Source organism: Njordella aestuarii, from assembly GCF_056494165.1.
Genome location: NZ_CM151397.1, coordinates 77,783 through 95,127 on the forward strand (window position 1 = coordinate 77,783; position 17,345 = coordinate 95,127).

The 17,345-nt window shown below is 51.7% G+C and carries 9 protein-coding genes; 4 read left to right on the forward strand and 5 right to left on the reverse strand.

The window, feature by feature from the left end:
* Positions 1 to 9 precede the first annotated feature (9 nt).
* Positions 10 to 1,263 carry a tetratricopeptide repeat protein gene (locus tag SH451x_RS00275; RefSeq protein WP_479360243.1) on the reverse strand — a complete coding sequence of 418 codons (1,254 nt, stop codon included), beginning with the start codon at positions 1,261 to 1,263 and terminating at the stop codon, positions 10 to 12.
* 571 nt (positions 1,264 to 1,834) lie between these two features.
* Here SH451x_RS00275 and SH451x_RS00280 point away from each other — a divergent pair.
* A complete protein-coding gene (locus SH451x_RS00280) occupies positions 1,835 to 3,484 on the forward strand; it encodes an apiosidase-like domain-containing protein (RefSeq protein WP_479360244.1) in 1,650 nt (549 codons plus the stop codon).
* Between the two features lie 420 nt (positions 3,485 to 3,904).
* Here SH451x_RS00280 and SH451x_RS00285 read toward each other — a convergent pair whose 3' ends face one another.
* Both SH451x_RS00285 and SH451x_RS00290 read right to left on the reverse strand, forming a co-directional pair.
* Positions 3,905 to 4,360, reverse strand: a complete 456-nt coding sequence (locus tag SH451x_RS00285) for a hypothetical protein (RefSeq protein ID WP_479360245.1) — start codon at positions 4,358 to 4,360, stop codon at positions 3,905 to 3,907.
* Between the two features lie 555 nt (positions 4,361 to 4,915).
* Entirely contained in the window at positions 4,916 to 5,728 is an 813-nt protein-coding gene (locus SH451x_RS00290) for a hypothetical protein (RefSeq protein ID WP_479360246.1), read from the reverse strand.
* 317 nt (positions 5,729 to 6,045) lie between these two features.
* Between SH451x_RS00290 and SH451x_RS00295 the strand changes: the two genes are divergently transcribed.
* The 3 genes from SH451x_RS00295 (at position 6,046) to SH451x_RS00305 (ending at position 9,975) form a co-directional block, all read left to right on the forward strand.
* Positions 6,046 to 6,987, forward strand: coding sequence for an alpha/beta hydrolase (locus tag SH451x_RS00295; RefSeq protein ID WP_479360247.1), 942 nt, complete (start codon positions 6,046 to 6,048; stop codon positions 6,985 to 6,987).
* Between the two features lie 522 nt (positions 6,988 to 7,509).
* Positions 7,510 to 9,540, forward strand: a complete 2,031-nt coding sequence (locus tag SH451x_RS00300) for a GNAT family N-acetyltransferase (protein WP_479362935.1) — start codon at positions 7,510 to 7,512, stop codon at positions 9,538 to 9,540.
* Between the two features lie 3 nt (positions 9,541 to 9,543).
* Entirely contained in the window at positions 9,544 to 9,975 is a 432-nt protein-coding gene (locus SH451x_RS00305; protein ID WP_479360248.1) for an ASCH domain-containing protein, read from the forward strand.
* Positions 9,976 to 10,481: 506 nt separating this feature from the next.
* On the opposite strand, the gene SH451x_RS00310 is transcribed toward SH451x_RS00305, so the two are convergent.
* Together SH451x_RS00310 and SH451x_RS00315 are read right to left on the reverse strand one after the other, a co-directional pair.
* On the reverse strand, positions 10,482 to 11,951 hold the full coding sequence (locus tag SH451x_RS00310) for a DUF1501 domain-containing protein (RefSeq protein WP_479360249.1): 1,470 nt from the start codon (positions 11,949 to 11,951) through the stop codon (positions 10,482 to 10,484).
* A 47-nt stretch (positions 11,952 to 11,998) separates the two neighbouring features.
* Complete coding sequence (locus tag SH451x_RS00315) at positions 11,999 to 17,110, reverse strand: DUF1549 domain-containing protein (RefSeq protein ID WP_479360250.1); 5,112 nt, start codon at positions 17,108 to 17,110, stop codon at positions 11,999 to 12,001.
* Between the last annotated feature and the right edge of the window lie 235 nt (positions 17,111 to 17,345).

Genomic DNA, 17,345 nt, shown 5'->3' on the forward strand with positions numbered 1-17,345 from the left:
CTCGGCGTTTCAAGGCTGGTCGGTACCGACCTGAAAGAACTTGGGGCCACGCATAGTAAGTGCAACCTTTTTAAGCTGTTGCGCTTGAGCGGCTTTGCCGGCCGCGCTCAAGATTCTGGACATGTAATACACGGTGTCTCGGTTCGATTCGCCACGGATGGAAGAATTTTTCATGCTCTCTTGCGCCCTGGGTAAATCACCTAACCGAAATTGCACCCATCCAAGAGTCGACCAAGCTTCCGCACTGTTCGCCGTCCGTGCATTCAATTCCGCTATCTGCAATGCGCGTGCGCGAAAGGCTTCATCGGAATCTTCAATCAGTACCAGCGCCAGTTGATTTCCAATCGGAAAAGATGACGAATCCTGTTGGTGCAGCCGGGATAATATCCGTTTGGCATCTGCTAGCTTGCCCTCCATCCTCGCGACCAACGCTGCCAAATACTGACGCTCGCGCTCGGCCGCATCCGCTCCCTGTTTATCCTTCAAAATCTCTGCGACCTCGGCTGGTCGATTGTTCCAGATCAACCAGCGCGCATACTTGATCTTGGCCGAATCGCCAGCAGTGCCTGCATGGGCTATGGCAAGCTTAAAATACTTTTCGGCGTTTTCAACATCTTGTGCCAGTTCTGAAAGTTCTGCAATGACGCACTCGGGTGTATCATTTAGTAATTTTTGTTCCGCCAGTTCCTTGGCAATCGCATAGGCAGGCTCCGGCTGGCTAACTCGTACATGGCAACGCATCGCGCCGATCGATGCTCTCTGATAAAAAGCTCTCGCGATACTGGTTGTTTGCCGCACGGTCTCGTAGCCTAGGGCAGCCGCGGCAAAATTGCCTCGCCCTTCCTGGCAAGCCATTTTTAGCAACGTGAGTTCTGCTTTGGCGGACGCTTGCTTTTCGCTGCTCCACGTTTCCGGCAGGCTAAGTTTTTCAGCAGCCGAGGCGTGCGTCCAGCCATCAAACCAGCGCTGGTCGCCGACAGCAAGCTCGCAAAAGACAAACTGCACGTCGAATCGGTCAGGCTCGCGGGCTGAAAGCTTTTCAAGGATCTCCTTGCCCACGAAAGCTCGGCCTGAATCATAAAAGAGTTTCGCGACGATAATGTCCGTGTGCAGGACGTCAGTCTTGCCCGCGGTCTGCTCGAGCACCCATTTTCGCACCAGATCTACCTCGCCTGCGTTGATCCACGTTCGAATGTCTTCCGGCGGGGCGGGGCCTTGAGCCGCAGGTGGCGGTGTCTGAACCGTTAGATCAGCGAGCGACATTTCGGCGCTAATAGTGCAGATACTAGCGAATAAAACGAAGAGTAAGGTTAGCTTTAGTTGCTGCAAGATGGGGCCCTAATCCTCATTGTCTAGACATTTTTCCGCAGAAGGGCAGAAACTCAGTCGAGATTGCTCCATGAGAATAGGCGTTGATTAAAGCGCAGAATCGTCATAATTGCAATAATTTGAACCGGAACGGAACCGGAACGATGGCGATTCCTTGCTGTCACCAGCCATTTTATTGAGCCTCAGTTTTCCTCTACCAGGAATTCTCGACGGCAAGATTGCTCCACAGTCAACACAGCGGCGTTCGGCCGGTGCAGAGCTCATCTGACCATTGGCTGCATCTTAAGACAGCAAACAATCAACCGGTGAATCCCAGCAAAACAATGGATGCAGTTTTAGGTTTGTATTTTTCGTAGGCCCAAGCATGTTCGAATCTGTCAATTGTGCAACAATTCTCTGAAGCCATTTACTGGCCAATCCTCTGCCGTTTCCATCGTTTGGTTCCATAGCTTTCCGCAGCCCCAGCACCGTACGACCACCAGTAAACATTTACAATGGGAAATTGATGCGCCCCTTGATTTGCATTTCATCGATCATCTTGGCGATCTTTGGGCTTTCGAGCCCACTTGTCGCCCAATCTTCTACTGCGTCTGAATTGCCCAACCTGAGCCAGGGTAGCCCACAAGCTGCGCAGTATGGCATTTGGCAGCTCGAATTGCCGGCTCGGAACGCTCCCCTGGATCCACTTGCGGACAGTCCCGTACAAGTTACCTTCACGCAACCTGACGGCGAACAAGTCCGGGTTGAGGCATTTTATCGTGGCCTAACAGATGACTCGCCTCAGTGGATCGCGCGTGCCTACTGTCGGTTGCTGGGAACGTACCGCTGGCAATGCACTGCCGTCGCGCCCGCAGTGGAGCTCGACGGTCGCACCGGAGAGTTTATCGTTGCACCGTCAGGATTCCCGGGCAAGCTGCGACAACATTCCAGCGATTCACGACAATTCGCGTACGACAACGGCCAGTGGTTTCTGCATATTGGCGATACTGGTTATCGGTATGTGACCGATGCAGAAGAGCATTGGCAGGAGTATCTCGATCAGGCAGCCGCAACTGGTTTTACCAAAATTCGTACTTGGTTCTGTCGCAGCCGGGGAACGGTCGAAGCACTTCTGAATTCAGAGCGAACTGGGCCAAACGAAGCTTATTGGAATGAGATGGAGCACCGACTGCTGTATGCACTCGAACGCTATCCACACATTCAATTCCAGCTTATCCCTTATGGTGAAGACGCACCCGAACTGCGACGCTATGGCCAAGGGGATCGGGCAGCCCAATGGATCGCCCGCCATGCACAAGCTCGATTCTCCGCGTTCCCCAATGTGCAGTGGTGTATTTCCAATGACCAGGATTTGGAACGTGCCAATTGTGGTAGATGCGTAGCCCCGCAGATTATCGATCAAATTGGACGGGACATGTACGAACGCGAAGCGTGGGGAACGCTGCTAACCAATCACCAAATGCGTTTTTCCGGCTACGCCTTCATAGATGCTCCATGGTCCGATATCGTCACCATCGAAGATATGGACCAAATATCCGGCGCGATTTTTGACAAGCATTACACGAAGACTGCAGATCCAATTGTCAATGATGAAGATCGCTATGGCATCTACCGGTCGCCGCAACACGATCGCTATTATTTCCGCCGGCTGATGTGGTCGAGTTTACTGAGTGGAGGACACGCGACTTATGGTGGCTTGGAGACTTATGAAGCTTTCGCAGGCAGAGAGCAAACCAAAGGTCTTCAAGGCTACCAGACTGCGGTTGCTGCGGGCCTGTTGGATGACGGTGCACACGATTTTCGCTTTATCTCGCAGTTCTTTCGCGAAGCGGGTATAGAGCTGACTGGCATGCATCCTACTCCCGAAATCGCCGGCGATCTCCCTCAGCAATTCAGTGTGATCAGCAGCCGGCAGCAGATCATTGTCTATGCGCACCAGCCATCCTCTGACAAACCGCAGTCGGCCGATGTGTTGGAATCTGAGGTCACGCTAAATCTATCACTACCTGCCGGTGAATGGCAGGTCCGTTGGTATGATCCTCGCAGCGGACGCTGGGTTCAATCCGACGCAATCGCTGTCAGCAACAGCCCGGCCTCACTTGTTGCACCTTTTACCGGGGACGCCGTCTTATTGCTCCAAATGCCTCAACCCTAACACCCGCTAAGGTGGGATAAGCTTCTAGCCTGTCAGAAACTCATTGTATAGCCTTTCTGCCTTTCTATACCCCACAAGATTTTGAAGACTTGTGTGCCTCTACTCGTATTCGGTGCCGACTGTCCTCTGTACCGGATTCGGAGTTCAGGCAATCAAGAGCCAAAAATATCGCGGCATTCGTGATCGCGGCTCGAAGGTTGCGGAGCCGTCGCGGCTGGTTCGATTTCGCTTGCGAGCACCGCCGCTACGCTATTCGGCAAGCATCCCTTGTCGCTGGCTCGTATGCTACTGTTGCTGACGCACGCTCCAATCTCGTCACGCAACTTGTCAATCTACAAAGGTGCCAAGTACGAACCGTTCATGCCCATTATCTTCTTGGCTTAGCAACGCAACATGTAACCTTTATTTGTTATCTATTTGTTATCTGTCATTCGATGATTCTAGCGCGGCGACGTCGGCAAAGTCTTTGGGGCGTCCTGATGCCTTCTTATTCCTGATGAGGTCAGCGCGACCTATGACGTCAAGTAAGAGATCATCCAGCTTGATTTGCATTCGGTTTTTCCACGCGTCAGAAAAATCCACGCCAGAAACAGTGGTCAGAATATCAATGCGGCCCGGAGGAACGCCGATCTGAAAAACAATCGAAGGAACGGAGAAGTCCGCCACGGATAATTCACCAATTGGTGCTCCAAAAGCCGCCAGTGCAAGCATGACACGCGGAGCCGTTTCCTCGTCAGAGCGAATCCAGATGTCCAGATCACCAGTTGCCCTTGGGTAGCCGTGTGCCGCAACAGCATATGCACCAACCACTAAGAAGTCGACTTTAGCGTTTCTCAATGCGAGTAACATGTCTTTGAAGTCTGGATTCAAATCCATCTGGCTTAGCAAATTTCCATGCAGTGAGCGTGAGGGGCCAGACCATCAAAACCCGTTGTTCAGCGGTCATTTCAGAGTATACCACTTCGTCGCCCTCTTCGGAAAGCGCAAGCTTTCGCACGATCGTTCGCGCATGCGGATTTGAAGCAGGTATCATGCGTTGCCTTTAATGAGTAACAAATCTATGTAAGTCCTGAGCTTGGGATGGGAGTCATTTGATTAAAATCTGGCAACTCGGGCCCGTGATCTCGAGTTGCCTGAATCATGTTCGCTGACAGACTTCCAATCCCAAACCCTAAGAACATATACCGTCAACATTCTCGCTCTAGACCTCGGTAAGTTCAAGACAATGTGCTGCTTTCTTGACTTCGAAACTCACAAACATCACTTTATCAACGCTGTCACAGAGCGAACTAACCTCACCGCCTTCTTCAAAAAACACAAAGTTGACCTCGTTGCCATGGAAGCTTGTAGCCTTCCGGGTGGATTAACGACCTCGCCGTCAGCCTCGGACACAACATGTTCGCCGACTCAACGGGCATGGCAAGTTTCTGTTCATTTTCTAGACGCAAAGTATTGGCCACCAGCATTTCCGGCTAAACTCTTGATCTGATCGTCCGCACCCACGGAATATTTAAGGCAGACAATTTGCATTGGTATCTCCCTGGATTTCAGCGCAATTAAGTCTCGAAGTTGACCAATCGGTATCTTGCCAGAATGTAAGATCAAAACTAATTCAGAACTATAGGGTGTGCCCTGACTATCGGCTGTTCTACGGGAGTACTCATTCGACCAGTTAACAACCGCTCGCAATTTGCTAGCGATGGCCTCACTACAAAGATCAGTAGCAGAAGCTTCCAGCGGAAAAAATGTGATCGAATAAAATCTGGCCTCGTCCAACTCAAAAACTTCGGCTGAGAAATCTCGACGGAAATCACTCCTATCCTTCTCGAGCCGCTCCCATGGATTCTTCATTGTTGCATCGATAGCATGCGTGACTATTCCCGAAATCACAATGACATCGCGAACAGCATACTCTTGCGCATCAGCATGTGATTCATCTTCGGGCTGACCAGATCCGCCAATTCCTTCAATTCCGATACCTATTGCTGACATGACGGGCGCAACAGTATCAACAGTTGGTAAGAAGCGTGACTCACTTTCGATTTCATCTGGAACTTCAAGTGAGATTTCAATAGGAATCTCAGGTACGATTAGCATTGGCTCGTCTGCTTCATCTGGCAGCTGAAAGTTGAATGTAAGCAGCGCTTTCTCGCCGGGATTAGCAAGTGTGCAAAGAAGCAGCGCTAGAACCAGATTGAGATGGATGAAGATTGAAACGACAATTGGCACAAAATGCTGTTTCATCGAGAGCAGTGCTGTCGGGCACCGTCTGTCGACCCGAAGCCACGTACGGGAAGAACGAATTTTTAAGTCTCCCCTCTCTTCTTCGACTAATTTCATTTTCATTTTGTTTGGTACCTAGCCGAGCTCATTTGATCCACGCAACCCAATGTAATCACGTTGGATGGTAGCTAGACCAATCGACGCATTATATACTCCAAGATCCCAAGTCGGCATTCTCTCAAATAAACCATCCACCGCTGGAGTCACCTGTGAAAAATAGAAACACAAGTAAAATCGTCGCTCGCTTGTTTCGAGAGGCAAGGAGAAAATTGTTTTGTGTGTCGTTATCGTCAGCGTGCTTTCTCTCGCTGCTAACGCCTGGAATAGCTCAGCAAGCGGCAAGTCAAAACGTCGCGAGCGAAAACGCTCCAAGAGACGCCATGACGCCAATTGAAATTCCCGAACAACCAAACGCCATTGAGTTGGGAACGGGGCCGCTGCCCGACGCCGAAACGTCCGAGTCGTGGCACAGTCAGTACGGAAGCAAGTTCGCGCGCAACGTTACTGTCGCGACGTTGACGCCATTTCTACCTGATCCTTCGACTGCGACCGGCGCGGCTGTGATTGTTGCACCGGGCGGAGGTTTCAGAACGTTGTCGATGGAAAATGAAGGTTGGCAAGTCGCCGAGGCACTCGCTGCCAAAGGCGTGGCTGCTTTTGTGCTCAAGTATCGTCTTAATCAGACTGTGGCCGATCTCAAAGAGTTCGCGAATCCGACTGCGCCCCGAACCGGGAGTGGGCCGCGTCCGGCGCGTCCTACACCGGCCGAGATGACCGCTCGTATCGCACCGCAAGTTGCTGACGCGAACGCTGCGTTCGCTCTCATCCGCGAGAATGCCGAAAAATGGCACGTGGATCCAGACCGCATCGGCATGATCGGCTTCTCCGCCGGCGCAATGCTGACCATGACCACAACGTTGAGCGGAGGCGAAGCCAAACCCGCGTTCATCGCCAGCATCTATGGCGGCTTGAATGCGGTCGAAGTTCCTGCTGACGCACCACCGCTCTTCGCAGCTATTGCCGCCGATGACCCGCTTTTTCCTGTTGGCTTTGGTCTGATTGAAAGCTGGCGTAAAGCAAATCGCCCTGTTGAATTGCATTACTACGAACAAGGTGGGCACGGCTTCGGCATGTACAAGAAAACCACGACCAGCACCGGCTGGTTCGATGCCTATGTAAGTTGGCTCGGAATGCATGGCTATCTGAAGCCCGCGAGCTAGGCGTAAGCAAGACGGCACATTCGTCGATCCGACCGCTGAGTCAAGTCAACCTCGCGTATTTAACTCGAGGTTGATGCGTGGACCTGAGGCAAAGTGCCAACCATCTATAGGGCACGAGCGTCGTCCTTGTAATGCTACATGAAACTGCAGGGTTTCGTTTAACCGCGTGGGCATCGCCCCGCGTTTATGGTGCCTGTAGCAGGTATCGTGGCCCGTTGGGCACGCGGTTGAACGATACTTTCCCCGTTTCGTCTGCGAATCAAACGTAAAGAGGTGTTCTTACCAATGCCTGCGTGTAGCATTGCGGGTCAGCATGTGGGCGCACGATAAGCAGGACGAGTCATTCTTAATCCGCCTAGCAAGCTGTAAGACTTATCGACAGGCCTGAGTCAGGCCAATTCGACTACAATGTAGCCTTGGAATTTCCACTAAGACAGTCCGTCTGCAACGCGAGGCCGAGCCATAAAAGACACAATTATCGCGTACGCATCATCACAAAAGGAACTCGAAGAGATCGCATCGATTTATCGACAGAATAAGCGCGAGCTTGGGTTTCTTCCGGCGGGAGCATTCCAAGAACGCTTGGCAAAACGCCAAATACTCGTGGCCAAGAGTGGCGAAGATGTTGTAGGTTACGTATTGTTCTCAGTGAATCAAAAAAGCGAAATCAGGATTGCCCACTTGGCTGTATCGAGCGGATTCAGAGGAAAAAGAACTAGTCGACTATTGATAAATCAGTTGCGAGCAGACTTTGCGGCATGCGCGCGCATTCGCCTGAACTGCAGGGCTGACTATGAAGCAGCTCAAGTCTGGCACCGCCTGGGGTTCCATGCAGCCAAGCGTATACCTGGCAAAAAGCTAGGTGGAAGCGAGCTGATAGGCTACACCTTAACGCTCAACGAAACGCCGTTGTTCGAGCTTTCACCCAGCGTTCCAGAGCAGCCATTGATCGTGTGCGACGCGAATGTCTGCATTGATATTCGATACCCAGGCCGGCCAAGGCACGAAAACGCCTCAGGCTTACTTGCCGATTGGTTGGCGGATGAAATATCGATTGCGGTTACAGAAGAAGTCTTTAATGACTTGGATCGACAAGAAGAGCCAATGAGAAGTGAAATGATCTCATCGATTCGTATGTCGTGGAATGTCATCTCCTCAGATAATGACGCTGCAGAGCGACACCGAGACCCGCTACGATCAATACTTGGCGACCCCAAAGACCCGAGCGAGATTTCAGACCAGCGACATTTAGCGATCGCCGCATCACGGAATGCTGCTGCGTTTGCGACTTATGATGAGGAATTGCTGAAGAAGGCCCCTGAAATTCTAGGCAGTCTTGGACTACGGGTGCAGAGGCCTTCTGAGATCATTTCGGAAATTGATTCTGTTGTTCGAGCAGGAGTCTATCAGTATCGCGAAATGCGAAACACGGGCATCGAACGACATCGTGTCAAATCAATGAACGAAATCGATATTGGAGAGTTCGTAAAAGAAAAACATGGAGAGACTCGAAAAGTATTTTCGGCGCTGATCGACGGAGCTCTCAGCCTTCCCGATCGTTTTGAGGTCAGTCACATTCGCGATACAAATCGCCGGTCTTTGGCTATGATTCTGACTGAAGCCAAGAGTGCTGCCGAAAAAAGTATTCGCATCTTTCGGGTAGCTCGCAGGCTCGCGGGTACAAGACTTGGGAATGTTATCTCTGAATTGATCGCATATTTGCCGACCGGAACAGCGAACTCTACTCAAAATGCAATACTGAAAATTGAAGATCCGCTCGTTGAGGCAGCACTTCTTTCTGCATGTTTGCGTCGCGGTTTCCAAATTGCTGGCCATCAATACATCAGAACTATTTTGCCGGGAGTTTGGGATCGTAAGTCGTTGGAGGAAGTCGTTAACGGCCTCATTGCGGCAAATGGCCTTCCCGCTTCGTTGCGTGAAGGGATCATTGAATTAGCGGACGCCACTGCGAGTGGTTGTCTAAGCAGTGCGCAGCGGCTTGAGGCGTTGATTCATCCTGGCAAAGTGACTTTCGGTAAGCTGCCAACCTTCGTAGTTCCAATTCAACCAGAATGGGCACAGGAACTATTTGACTTTCGCATCTGGAGTCGTCCGCTTCTTTCGATGGACACCCGCTTGGTAATCAACCCCGATTCCGTTTACTACAAAAGGCCCAAGAACAGTCCCAAAGGCGACATTGCTCGCATTCTTTGGTACGTGAGTGGCAGCAAAGAACGTGGCGGCGGGTGCATTCGAGCTTGTTCGGTAATGACCAAAGGTGTCACGGGCACAGTCAAAGATCTATATCGAGAGTATCAGCGACTGGGAGTTTTTGAATGGAGGCACCTTATGGATCACTTCGGAGAACCAGATGCTTCCGCTTTCGCTATGGAGTTCACCAATACCGAACTGTTTCCACAAACAATCCCACTGGACGAGCTAAATGCGATTTTGGTAGAGGATGGAATGAAACGCCAGCAATTCGTTTCTGCAGTGGAGATAAGGCAATCGGCATTTGAAATGATTTATCGGCAGGCCTCAAAACTGGAGTAGGAAATGCTTTTTTTGTCGATACACCCACGGTATGTCAAAGCAATTTTGGATGGCCGCAAGTCGGTAGAGTTGAGAAAGCGAATTCCCCGCGCTGAGGCTGGTACACAGCTGGTCATCTATGCCTCCATGCCAAGATGCGCCGTGGTCGCTTCCGCTGTAATAGATCGCATAGAAGCATTTGAACCAGCAAAGTTGTGGCCCAAGGTACGCAAAATTTCGGCAGTCACCAGAGAAGAATTTGATGACTATTTTTATGCCCAAGATCTTGCCGTCGGTATCCATTTCTCACAAGTGAAGGTCTTCAAGAATCCAATATCACTAACTGAATTGCGAGACACTTGGAACTCCTTCCATCCCCCGCAGCAATTCCGTTATCTCGACAACGTTCAACAGCAATGCATTGTAAACCGCCCTGTGCAACGAGTTCTGACATAAACTTTGAGATCGACGAATGGAACACGCGGGGACGCATATGGCGCGGCAAGTTGGAGACACACCTTTTTTCTGACGTGGACGATCTCCGCAATCTTGAATTGCGGTGCTGTCTAATCTTTCATAGGCGGAAAAGCTGCAGTGCTTGACCGATCTGGCGAGACGTTGGCACAGAGGCAACGAAGGTTGACTCGGAATTCTTCCATCCGTGCAGTGTCGATCTCGTTGGATGGCTTACTTATTGGAAGCGAGGGTATGATTCGGCCGACCGATCCGCTCTAGCCCGCTAGCTGCGCTCGTGTGCGAGCTCGAGTTTTGTAATGTCGGTTGCTGTGACGAATTTGCGCCGCATCGATCACGTGCGATTGACCTGCGACTCTGCAAGACAACCTTCCAAAATCCCGCACCAGCGTCTCGCGAGGAACTCGCGGATCGGAGATCGTTGCAAATAATTGCCCGTGACTACTTTGTCGTGTGATTGCCCTGACGCTTTGACGCCCATCGAAGTCTTAGCCAAACAGGGAGGTTACGGCTTGGCCTTTTACTAGCTCGCGGGGTTGGTTCAGATGGTTGTACACGATGGTGTCGGGGGCGATGCCAAATGCATGATAAATGGTAGCTAACAATTCTGTTGGATGCACCGGATTCTCCGTCGGTGCACTCGCCGTTGCATCGCTCTGACCATGCACGTAACCGCGTTTGATGCCAGCCCCCGCCGCTACCGCCGTATAGCAATAGGGCCAATGATCACGGCCGTCATCTGAGTTACCATTGCCACTAGTGCTAACACCACGCTGTGGCGCCCGACCGAATTCACCAACAGCGATCAACAAGGTGTCTTCCAATAAACCTCGCTGGTCCAAATCGTCTATCAAGGTTGATAGTCCTGCATCCAGCATCGGAGCCGATTGATTCTTCAAGCGACGGGACAAGTCGGAGTGCTGGTCCCATGAATGGTTGTCACTGTTAGCCACCTTGGGCCAAACAACTTCGACCACCCGAGTACCCGCTTCCACTAATCTGCGAGCGAGCAAACAGCTCTGTCCAAACGTATTGCGTCCATAACGATCCCGCAGCTCATCCGATTCGTCTGACAATCGGAACGCTTCTCGCGCTTTACCCGACACGATCAGCGAAAGAGCCTGATCAAAATAACTATCAAGCTCATAATTCTCGACAGCCGCATTGATCTTGGGCATCTGTTGATTGATCACATCACGCAAAGCCGCGCGACGTTGCAAACGAACGGAAAAAACTTCCGGCCGCAACTGCAAGTCGCTAACGTTAATCTTCTCCATCTTCTGCATATCCATATCGTCGCCTTCAGGGTACAGCGTGTAGGGATCAAACGCTTTGCCAAGAAAGCCAGCCGTGCCGCCCTTCCCCACAACATTGCTTTCCTGAAGCGGCCGTGGCAGCATGACGAAAGGAAGCATCGGAGTGTCGGTGGGACGCAAGCGAACGATATTCGAGCCGAAGTTCGGAAAATCCTTTGGCGACGGAGGTTCCAACTGACCGGAAGGACTCACCTTGTCGGTCGTGTAACCAGTCATCATCTGATAAATCGCCGCTGTATGATTGAACAAGCCATTGGGGGTATAGCTCATCGAACGAATCATCGTAAAGCGGTCGTTCAACTGGCTGAGCTGTGGCAGATTTTCGGTAAATTTAATGCCAGGTATTTTCGTGCTGATCGGTTGAAAGACCGATTTGACGTTGTCGGGCACATTTTCTTTCGGATCCCACAGATCAATGTGGCTAGGACCGCCCTGCAGGTAGACAAGAATCACATTTTTGGCTTTATTCCAGCCCGGCCCGCCGCCAACAGCTTCACTTGCGGATGCACTTTGCAATCGAAACAAATTGTCGAGCGACAAACCAAACATGCTCGCACCACCCAATCGTAGTACATCGCGTCGATCAAATTTTAGATGTCGATCGCAAAGATCTTTTCCGCGCGCGCCCAGAATTCGAAACATCGTATCAGTCTCCGGTTAATAGCTCGTTTTGCCGAGTGGTTTGTATTCTAATGGTTGAACAAGAATGCCGGGCTATTGATCAAAGCCCACGTGATATCTTCGACTGCAGTAATGCGGCTCTGCTCCAACTGTTGTTTACTCTGTTCAAAGTCCGACCTCATTTGCACGACTTTAAGGTCATCGGCAATCGGCGCTTCGAGCCGTTGAATGCTCAATTTGATTGCAACCGATTGCTCGTCTTCAGGCAGCGGCTTCTTTGCTTCGGCCACGACTTGCTGCAACCGCATGTATTCGGCGTCCGTCTTCATGAAGTACGCGGTAAGCAGTTCGCGGCTGCTCTCACTGCGTAATGTGTTCGGAGTTCGCTGGATAGTGGAGAAGGATTCGGGCAACCCTACAACGAATTCTTCAGAGTTCGAAACGGACAGTCGGAATCGACCCAATCGATGCTCGGCGGCGTCATGGTTCTGATGAATTCTCACCTGAATCACCCAATCGTCGGGCAGTTGCAACGGTTGCTCAAGAGCAAAGACGGCCCAGTGTTCGACTCCACCCGCATTCGCTACGGCCCATCCGCCTTGATCGTTCGTTTTGTCGTCGATCGCTGCGGCAGCCGAAAAGCCAGCTTGGTCAAAATCTGACTTGCCCTCCCGCAGTTTGATCTTTGTCCAAGCATTCGGATCAGACGCGGGGCCCGCGAATAGTTCGAATTCCGTAACTACAAAATTTCCATTGAAAGGAAAGCCGGGACCCTTTGCCGCCAGCGATGGGTCGGTTAGCGCTTCCAGCCGAATTTGCCTAACCGATGATAACGCCGAAGCGGTCGTAATGTTGTAGACTCCTTTATCCTTGTTGCCCGCAGCTAAAATCGATCGGTCAGGCTGAGGACGGAGTTCGGCTCCATTGCTAGACGATGCATCCATGGGCGCGAGCAGATCCCAACGCACGGTCGACTTTCTGGCCGAGAACCAAGAATCAAGATCGCTTTGCCAGCTAGCTAGGTATTGGTCTGCCGCCGCAGTCGCCGCAGTCTCCTGCGCAAGTCGTTCGGTCTCGGCGATGGCGCGAGCTTCAGCGATTTCCATTTCACGCGCGACCAATCTCTGCCTCGCCTCCGCCAAATTCTTCACACGCGTCGCTTCCCTATTTTCGCGTTCGGCTGCCCACCATGTCTCGACTTCCTGAAGAGCCGACTGCAACGACATGTGATCAGTTGCGACTTGCTCGAAAAATGGCTTACAGCCTGCGATTTCCGCATCGCTGGCAGGTCGATTCAGAACACGCATGTACAGCTCATCGATCAGTTGTTCGTTTTCCGTCAGTTGAGCTACGATTTGGTGCAACGTGTTGTTCTTCTCAGAAATTGCATTGCCAACGGTCGGGCCGCTCAGCAACGCCATAACAGCTCCAAGTTGCAGATCGTTTGAACGCTCACATTCGCATGCGCTCTCACGCGCTGGTCTGCCAAGGTTGTTAAGAAAGCCGTCGGCCAATCCCGAGTCGGCATCTGGAAGCGCTGCAGCTCGTGTTCCCTTATCGACCCCGGGAATAGTCGTCTCAGTTCCTGTGACAAAATGGACGGCGTCGTAGAGCACTTCCGAAGGTAGTCGGCGGGCAATCGCATGCGAGTAATTTGTCTGATCGTCTTGATTCCATTCATTTGTACCTGAATCAAGCTGATAGACACGCGACTTGCAAATTTGTTTTACCACGCTCTGCACATCAAATCCACTTGCGATAAACTCCTGTTCCAAATGATCGAGTACCGCGGGAATCGACGCAGGATTACCAGCGCGAATATCATCAATTGGTTCGATCAAGGCGACACCTAACAAATATCCCCACAAACGATTGACGTAGCTGCGAGCGAAATAGGGGTTGTCCTGGCTGGTTAGCCAGGCCGCCATTTCGGCCCGTTGGCCCAGCGATTCCTCATGCTCAAACTCACAGCTAAATGGATGTTTGGGTTCGATGGCTTTGCCAGTTCGTTGATGTATGACACTGCCCTCCGCTTTGTCATAGACTTCTTCATAAAGCGGTTTAGCGCCTTCCACCGCGGAACCGCCGATCATCCGATCGCCACTCGCTTCATCTTTCTTTAAGTCAACTTTCGAAAAGAAAGCTGCCGTCTCATAATATTGATCCTGCGTCCAACGCTCAAATGGATGATCGTGACATTTGTTGCAGTTGAATCGTACGGCAAGAAAGAGATGTGTTGTGTTCTCCATAATCTCTTCCGGAGTTCGCAAGATTTTATAGTAGGAAGCGGCCGGGTTCTCGCGATTGGAACCAGAAGCAACCAAGATGTTTTTTACAAATTGATCGTACGGCGTGTTCTTCTTCACTTCTTCCGCGATCCAATTCCGGAACGAAGTTGCTCCTTCTTTGCCCAGGAATTTACTGTTGACTTGCAGTAGGTCAGCCCACTTGTTTGTCATGTGTTCAAGATAATTGGGGCTCCCAACCAACTGGTCAATCAGTGCATCGCGTTTCACTCGAGTCGGCGTCGCGTCCTTGATGAATTCACGAACCTGATGCGCACTTGGAGGTAACCCAGTAAGGTCCAAATAGACGCGGCGGATAAAGTCCGCATCGCTGCAAAGCTCTGATGGCCGTATTTTCATGCGTTGCCACTTTTCGGCGACCAACGCATCGATGGGCGTCCACGTTTCAACAGAACTCCATTCAAATCCGTCGCGCTCGCCCATGACAGTGAGAGTTGTGGCGGCATAATTGCCTTCGTACCGTGCCAAAAGCGGCGCTTCACCTCTCCGAATCGCAGTAGCCAAACCAGTTCGATTGACCTGAGCAACTTCGCTATTGCCGCTTTCAATAAAGGCCTCGCGTGTTACGTCGCGTTCGGTCCCATCCTCATAGGTAGCGACAACGCGCACTTGTTGAGAATTTCCTGCTTGATCGACCACGGGATTGCTGGGCATCACATCTATTTTGACGGCACGTTTGCTATCTGTTGCCAGATTCGCACCTTGCAAAATCCATTGTTCGACGATGGTGCTGTATAGATCGCCGCTATGCATCAGCACACCGCCAGCATGAGGTGCCGTGCCTAGTGGCTTGCTAAGGATCAAGCTGTCGTTGGGCGAGCTAAAATTGATTCGGCGCGCGGCCAAGTCATCCGTCAGACTTCGAATGTCGAAGATCGGATCATAGCCCCGTAGCGAAAGCTTGAAGCCATTTTTTCCGGCTTGCGAACCGTGACAAGTACCTTGGTTGCAACCCATGCGTGACAGGACAGGATTTACGTCACGTACAAAATCCACTTCATCAATCGCTGTTGCCCCAACTCGGGTAGGCACGCTAGCAGTATGATCGCCGATGCTAACCTTCAGTTCACCCTCGCCTTCGTGTAGCGGTTCGACGAAGCCGTCCTCATGCACCAGAACTGAACGCCCATTTGTTTCGACCGTTGCATGTCTGGTGACATCGATCTCGCTTCCGTCAGCAAGCTCTGCCGTAACAAGAAGTTGGGTATAGTGTTTCCAGTTCTCGAGGTTGACTTTAGCGGGTGAGACACGAATGGAAACGATATGTTCTGGAATGCTCGCTTGATCTTTCTCAAGGTGTCCCGCAGGCGAAGTTGGAACAGCTTTCGCAAGATATGCTGTTCGTTGTTGTTGCAGGCTGTCTCGTTTTTCACTTCCCGCCAACATGTTGTCGGTGATGGCGGACACCTCGTGGAGAAGGCTTGAGTCGTCAATTTTCCAAACACGTATTGTGCCATCCGCGCTGCCCACAGCAATCGTTCGGTTTTGACTGATTGCCAGAGCGTAAGCGGCAGTGCTGGGCAATTCCCAGCGAGCGATTTCCACTGGTTCGGCGCTGCTGTATGCGTCGAGCACGGTTCGTTCTTCGGTCGTGCGATCCGCAGCGTTCTTTGACTGGATCTGGCGGATATTTTCGGGCACATTGTCTGCAGTTTCATACTTCCAAACGCGCACGTGACTAACTTGGTCAAGAGTGCTGACTGCGGCCAGGATGGATGCGTCGGAGCTGATGCGGACATCGAAAATGCGTCCTGGCATAGCAGGGAGTTGCCTAATCAAGTTGGCGTCGTCGCCGATTTGGCGAGCGGTTTGACGGAAGACGCGGTAGAGCTTCGGGACGCCATCCGAACTGCCTACGAATATTTCATCGCGGTAAGGATGCCTAGCTAAAGCATTGATGCCACCTCGAAGGGCACCAGGTGTTATGCTTGTCACGTTATCGATAAAGCGCTGGGTAGCAACTTCCGTCAGTTTGACCGTCATGTCTCTGCCGGCCGAAAGAACATGTTCACCGCTGACCGAAAACGACGTTGCTCGCGGCCAGTCGTCGTGGGCGCCTTGAAACAGCACTTGCTCACCAGAGTCTGATCGGACGCAACGAATTGTATTGTCGGTGCATGCAAATGAAAGCAACTGATCGTCGGGCGACCAATCGATTCCGAACAGGGTGTCAGAGCCAACGAATTTGCTCAAGAGCAATGATCCGTTGGCGATGTCCCATACTTGCAGTTCCCCACTCGAAGAGGGCTCCCCTGCAGTAACCGCCAATCGTTTTCCATCATGAGAGAATTTGAGTGATTCAATTCGTGGACTCATGCCGATCAAACGATGCCGTAGCGTCATTCGATCCGTTTCGAACAGGAGAACTTCGTGGTGGCCGCTGACCGCAAGCAGTTGACCGTCGGGAGAAAAGTCGAGCGCGGACACGACCGGTGCACGCGAGTACTTCGGCGGATGTTCAGCGTTGTAAGTCGGCCTAGATGTGCTTCCGTCGAATTGAGCGCCTTGGGAAATCCATCGCTGAATTATATCGCGATGTTGGTCGGAAAGTGGCGGCGCGTTTTTTGGCATTTCAGCCGTGCCATCATGCGGTGTTACCAAATGGACGAGTGCGCTTGAGGGGGCGTCGCCTGGGACAATTGCTCCCTCGCCCGACTCGCCGCCCAGCATCAGCTTGTCCTGCGAGGTCATCATGTACCCGCCGCTTTGCGACGCGGGCTGATGGCATCCCATACAATGCTCGCGAAAGATCGGTAGAACGTCTTTTTCGAAACTGACCGAGACCTCTTCGGCCAAGCTGGACATGGTCGTCGAAGCCAGCAGGCAGCAGGATGCAACCAGTAAGGTGAAGCGGCGAAACTCAAACCGTGGCATGAGAAAACCTGTCGAGCTAGATATCGTCGATGTCGAACGGCCGCATCTCGCGCTGAACGCGTAAAGCTGACGGCCGTCGAGCTTTTGGGGTGGGATACTTAAGGGGGGAGTATTTACGATAGCTCAGCCGAGAAGGCTCGTCAATTTGTCCTTAAGTCTGCATTTGATTGCATTCCTGAGCCATTTTGGAAGGTCAACACCGAATTCAGGAGCGGTCTCCGGCGTAACCTTTTTT

Bases quoted from the DNA above. Each gene is read 5' to 3' on its own strand.
- SH451x_RS00275 (WP_479360243.1), bottom strand. From the start codon at position 1,263: ATGTCGCTCGCTGATCTAACGGTTCAGACACCGCCACCTGCGGCTCAA.
- SH451x_RS00315 (WP_479360250.1), bottom strand. From the start codon at position 17,110: ATGCCACGGTTTGAGTTTCGCCGCTTCACCTTACTGGTTGCATCCTGC.
- SH451x_RS00290 (WP_479360246.1), bottom strand. From the start codon at position 5,728: ATGAAACAGCATTTTGTGCCAATTGTCGTTTCAATCTTCATCCATCTC.
- SH451x_RS00280 (WP_479360244.1), top strand. From the start codon at position 1,835: ATGCGCCCCTTGATTTGCATTTCATCGATCATCTTGGCGATCTTTGGG.
- SH451x_RS00310 (WP_479360249.1), bottom strand. From the start codon at position 11,951: ATGTTTCGAATTCTGGGCGCGCGCGGAAAAGATCTTTGCGATCGACAT.
- SH451x_RS00285 (WP_479360245.1), bottom strand. From the start codon at position 4,360: ATGGATTTGAATCCAGACTTCAAAGACATGTTACTCGCATTGAGAAAC.
- SH451x_RS00305 (WP_479360248.1), top strand. From the start codon at position 9,544: ATGCTTTTTTTGTCGATACACCCACGGTATGTCAAAGCAATTTTGGAT.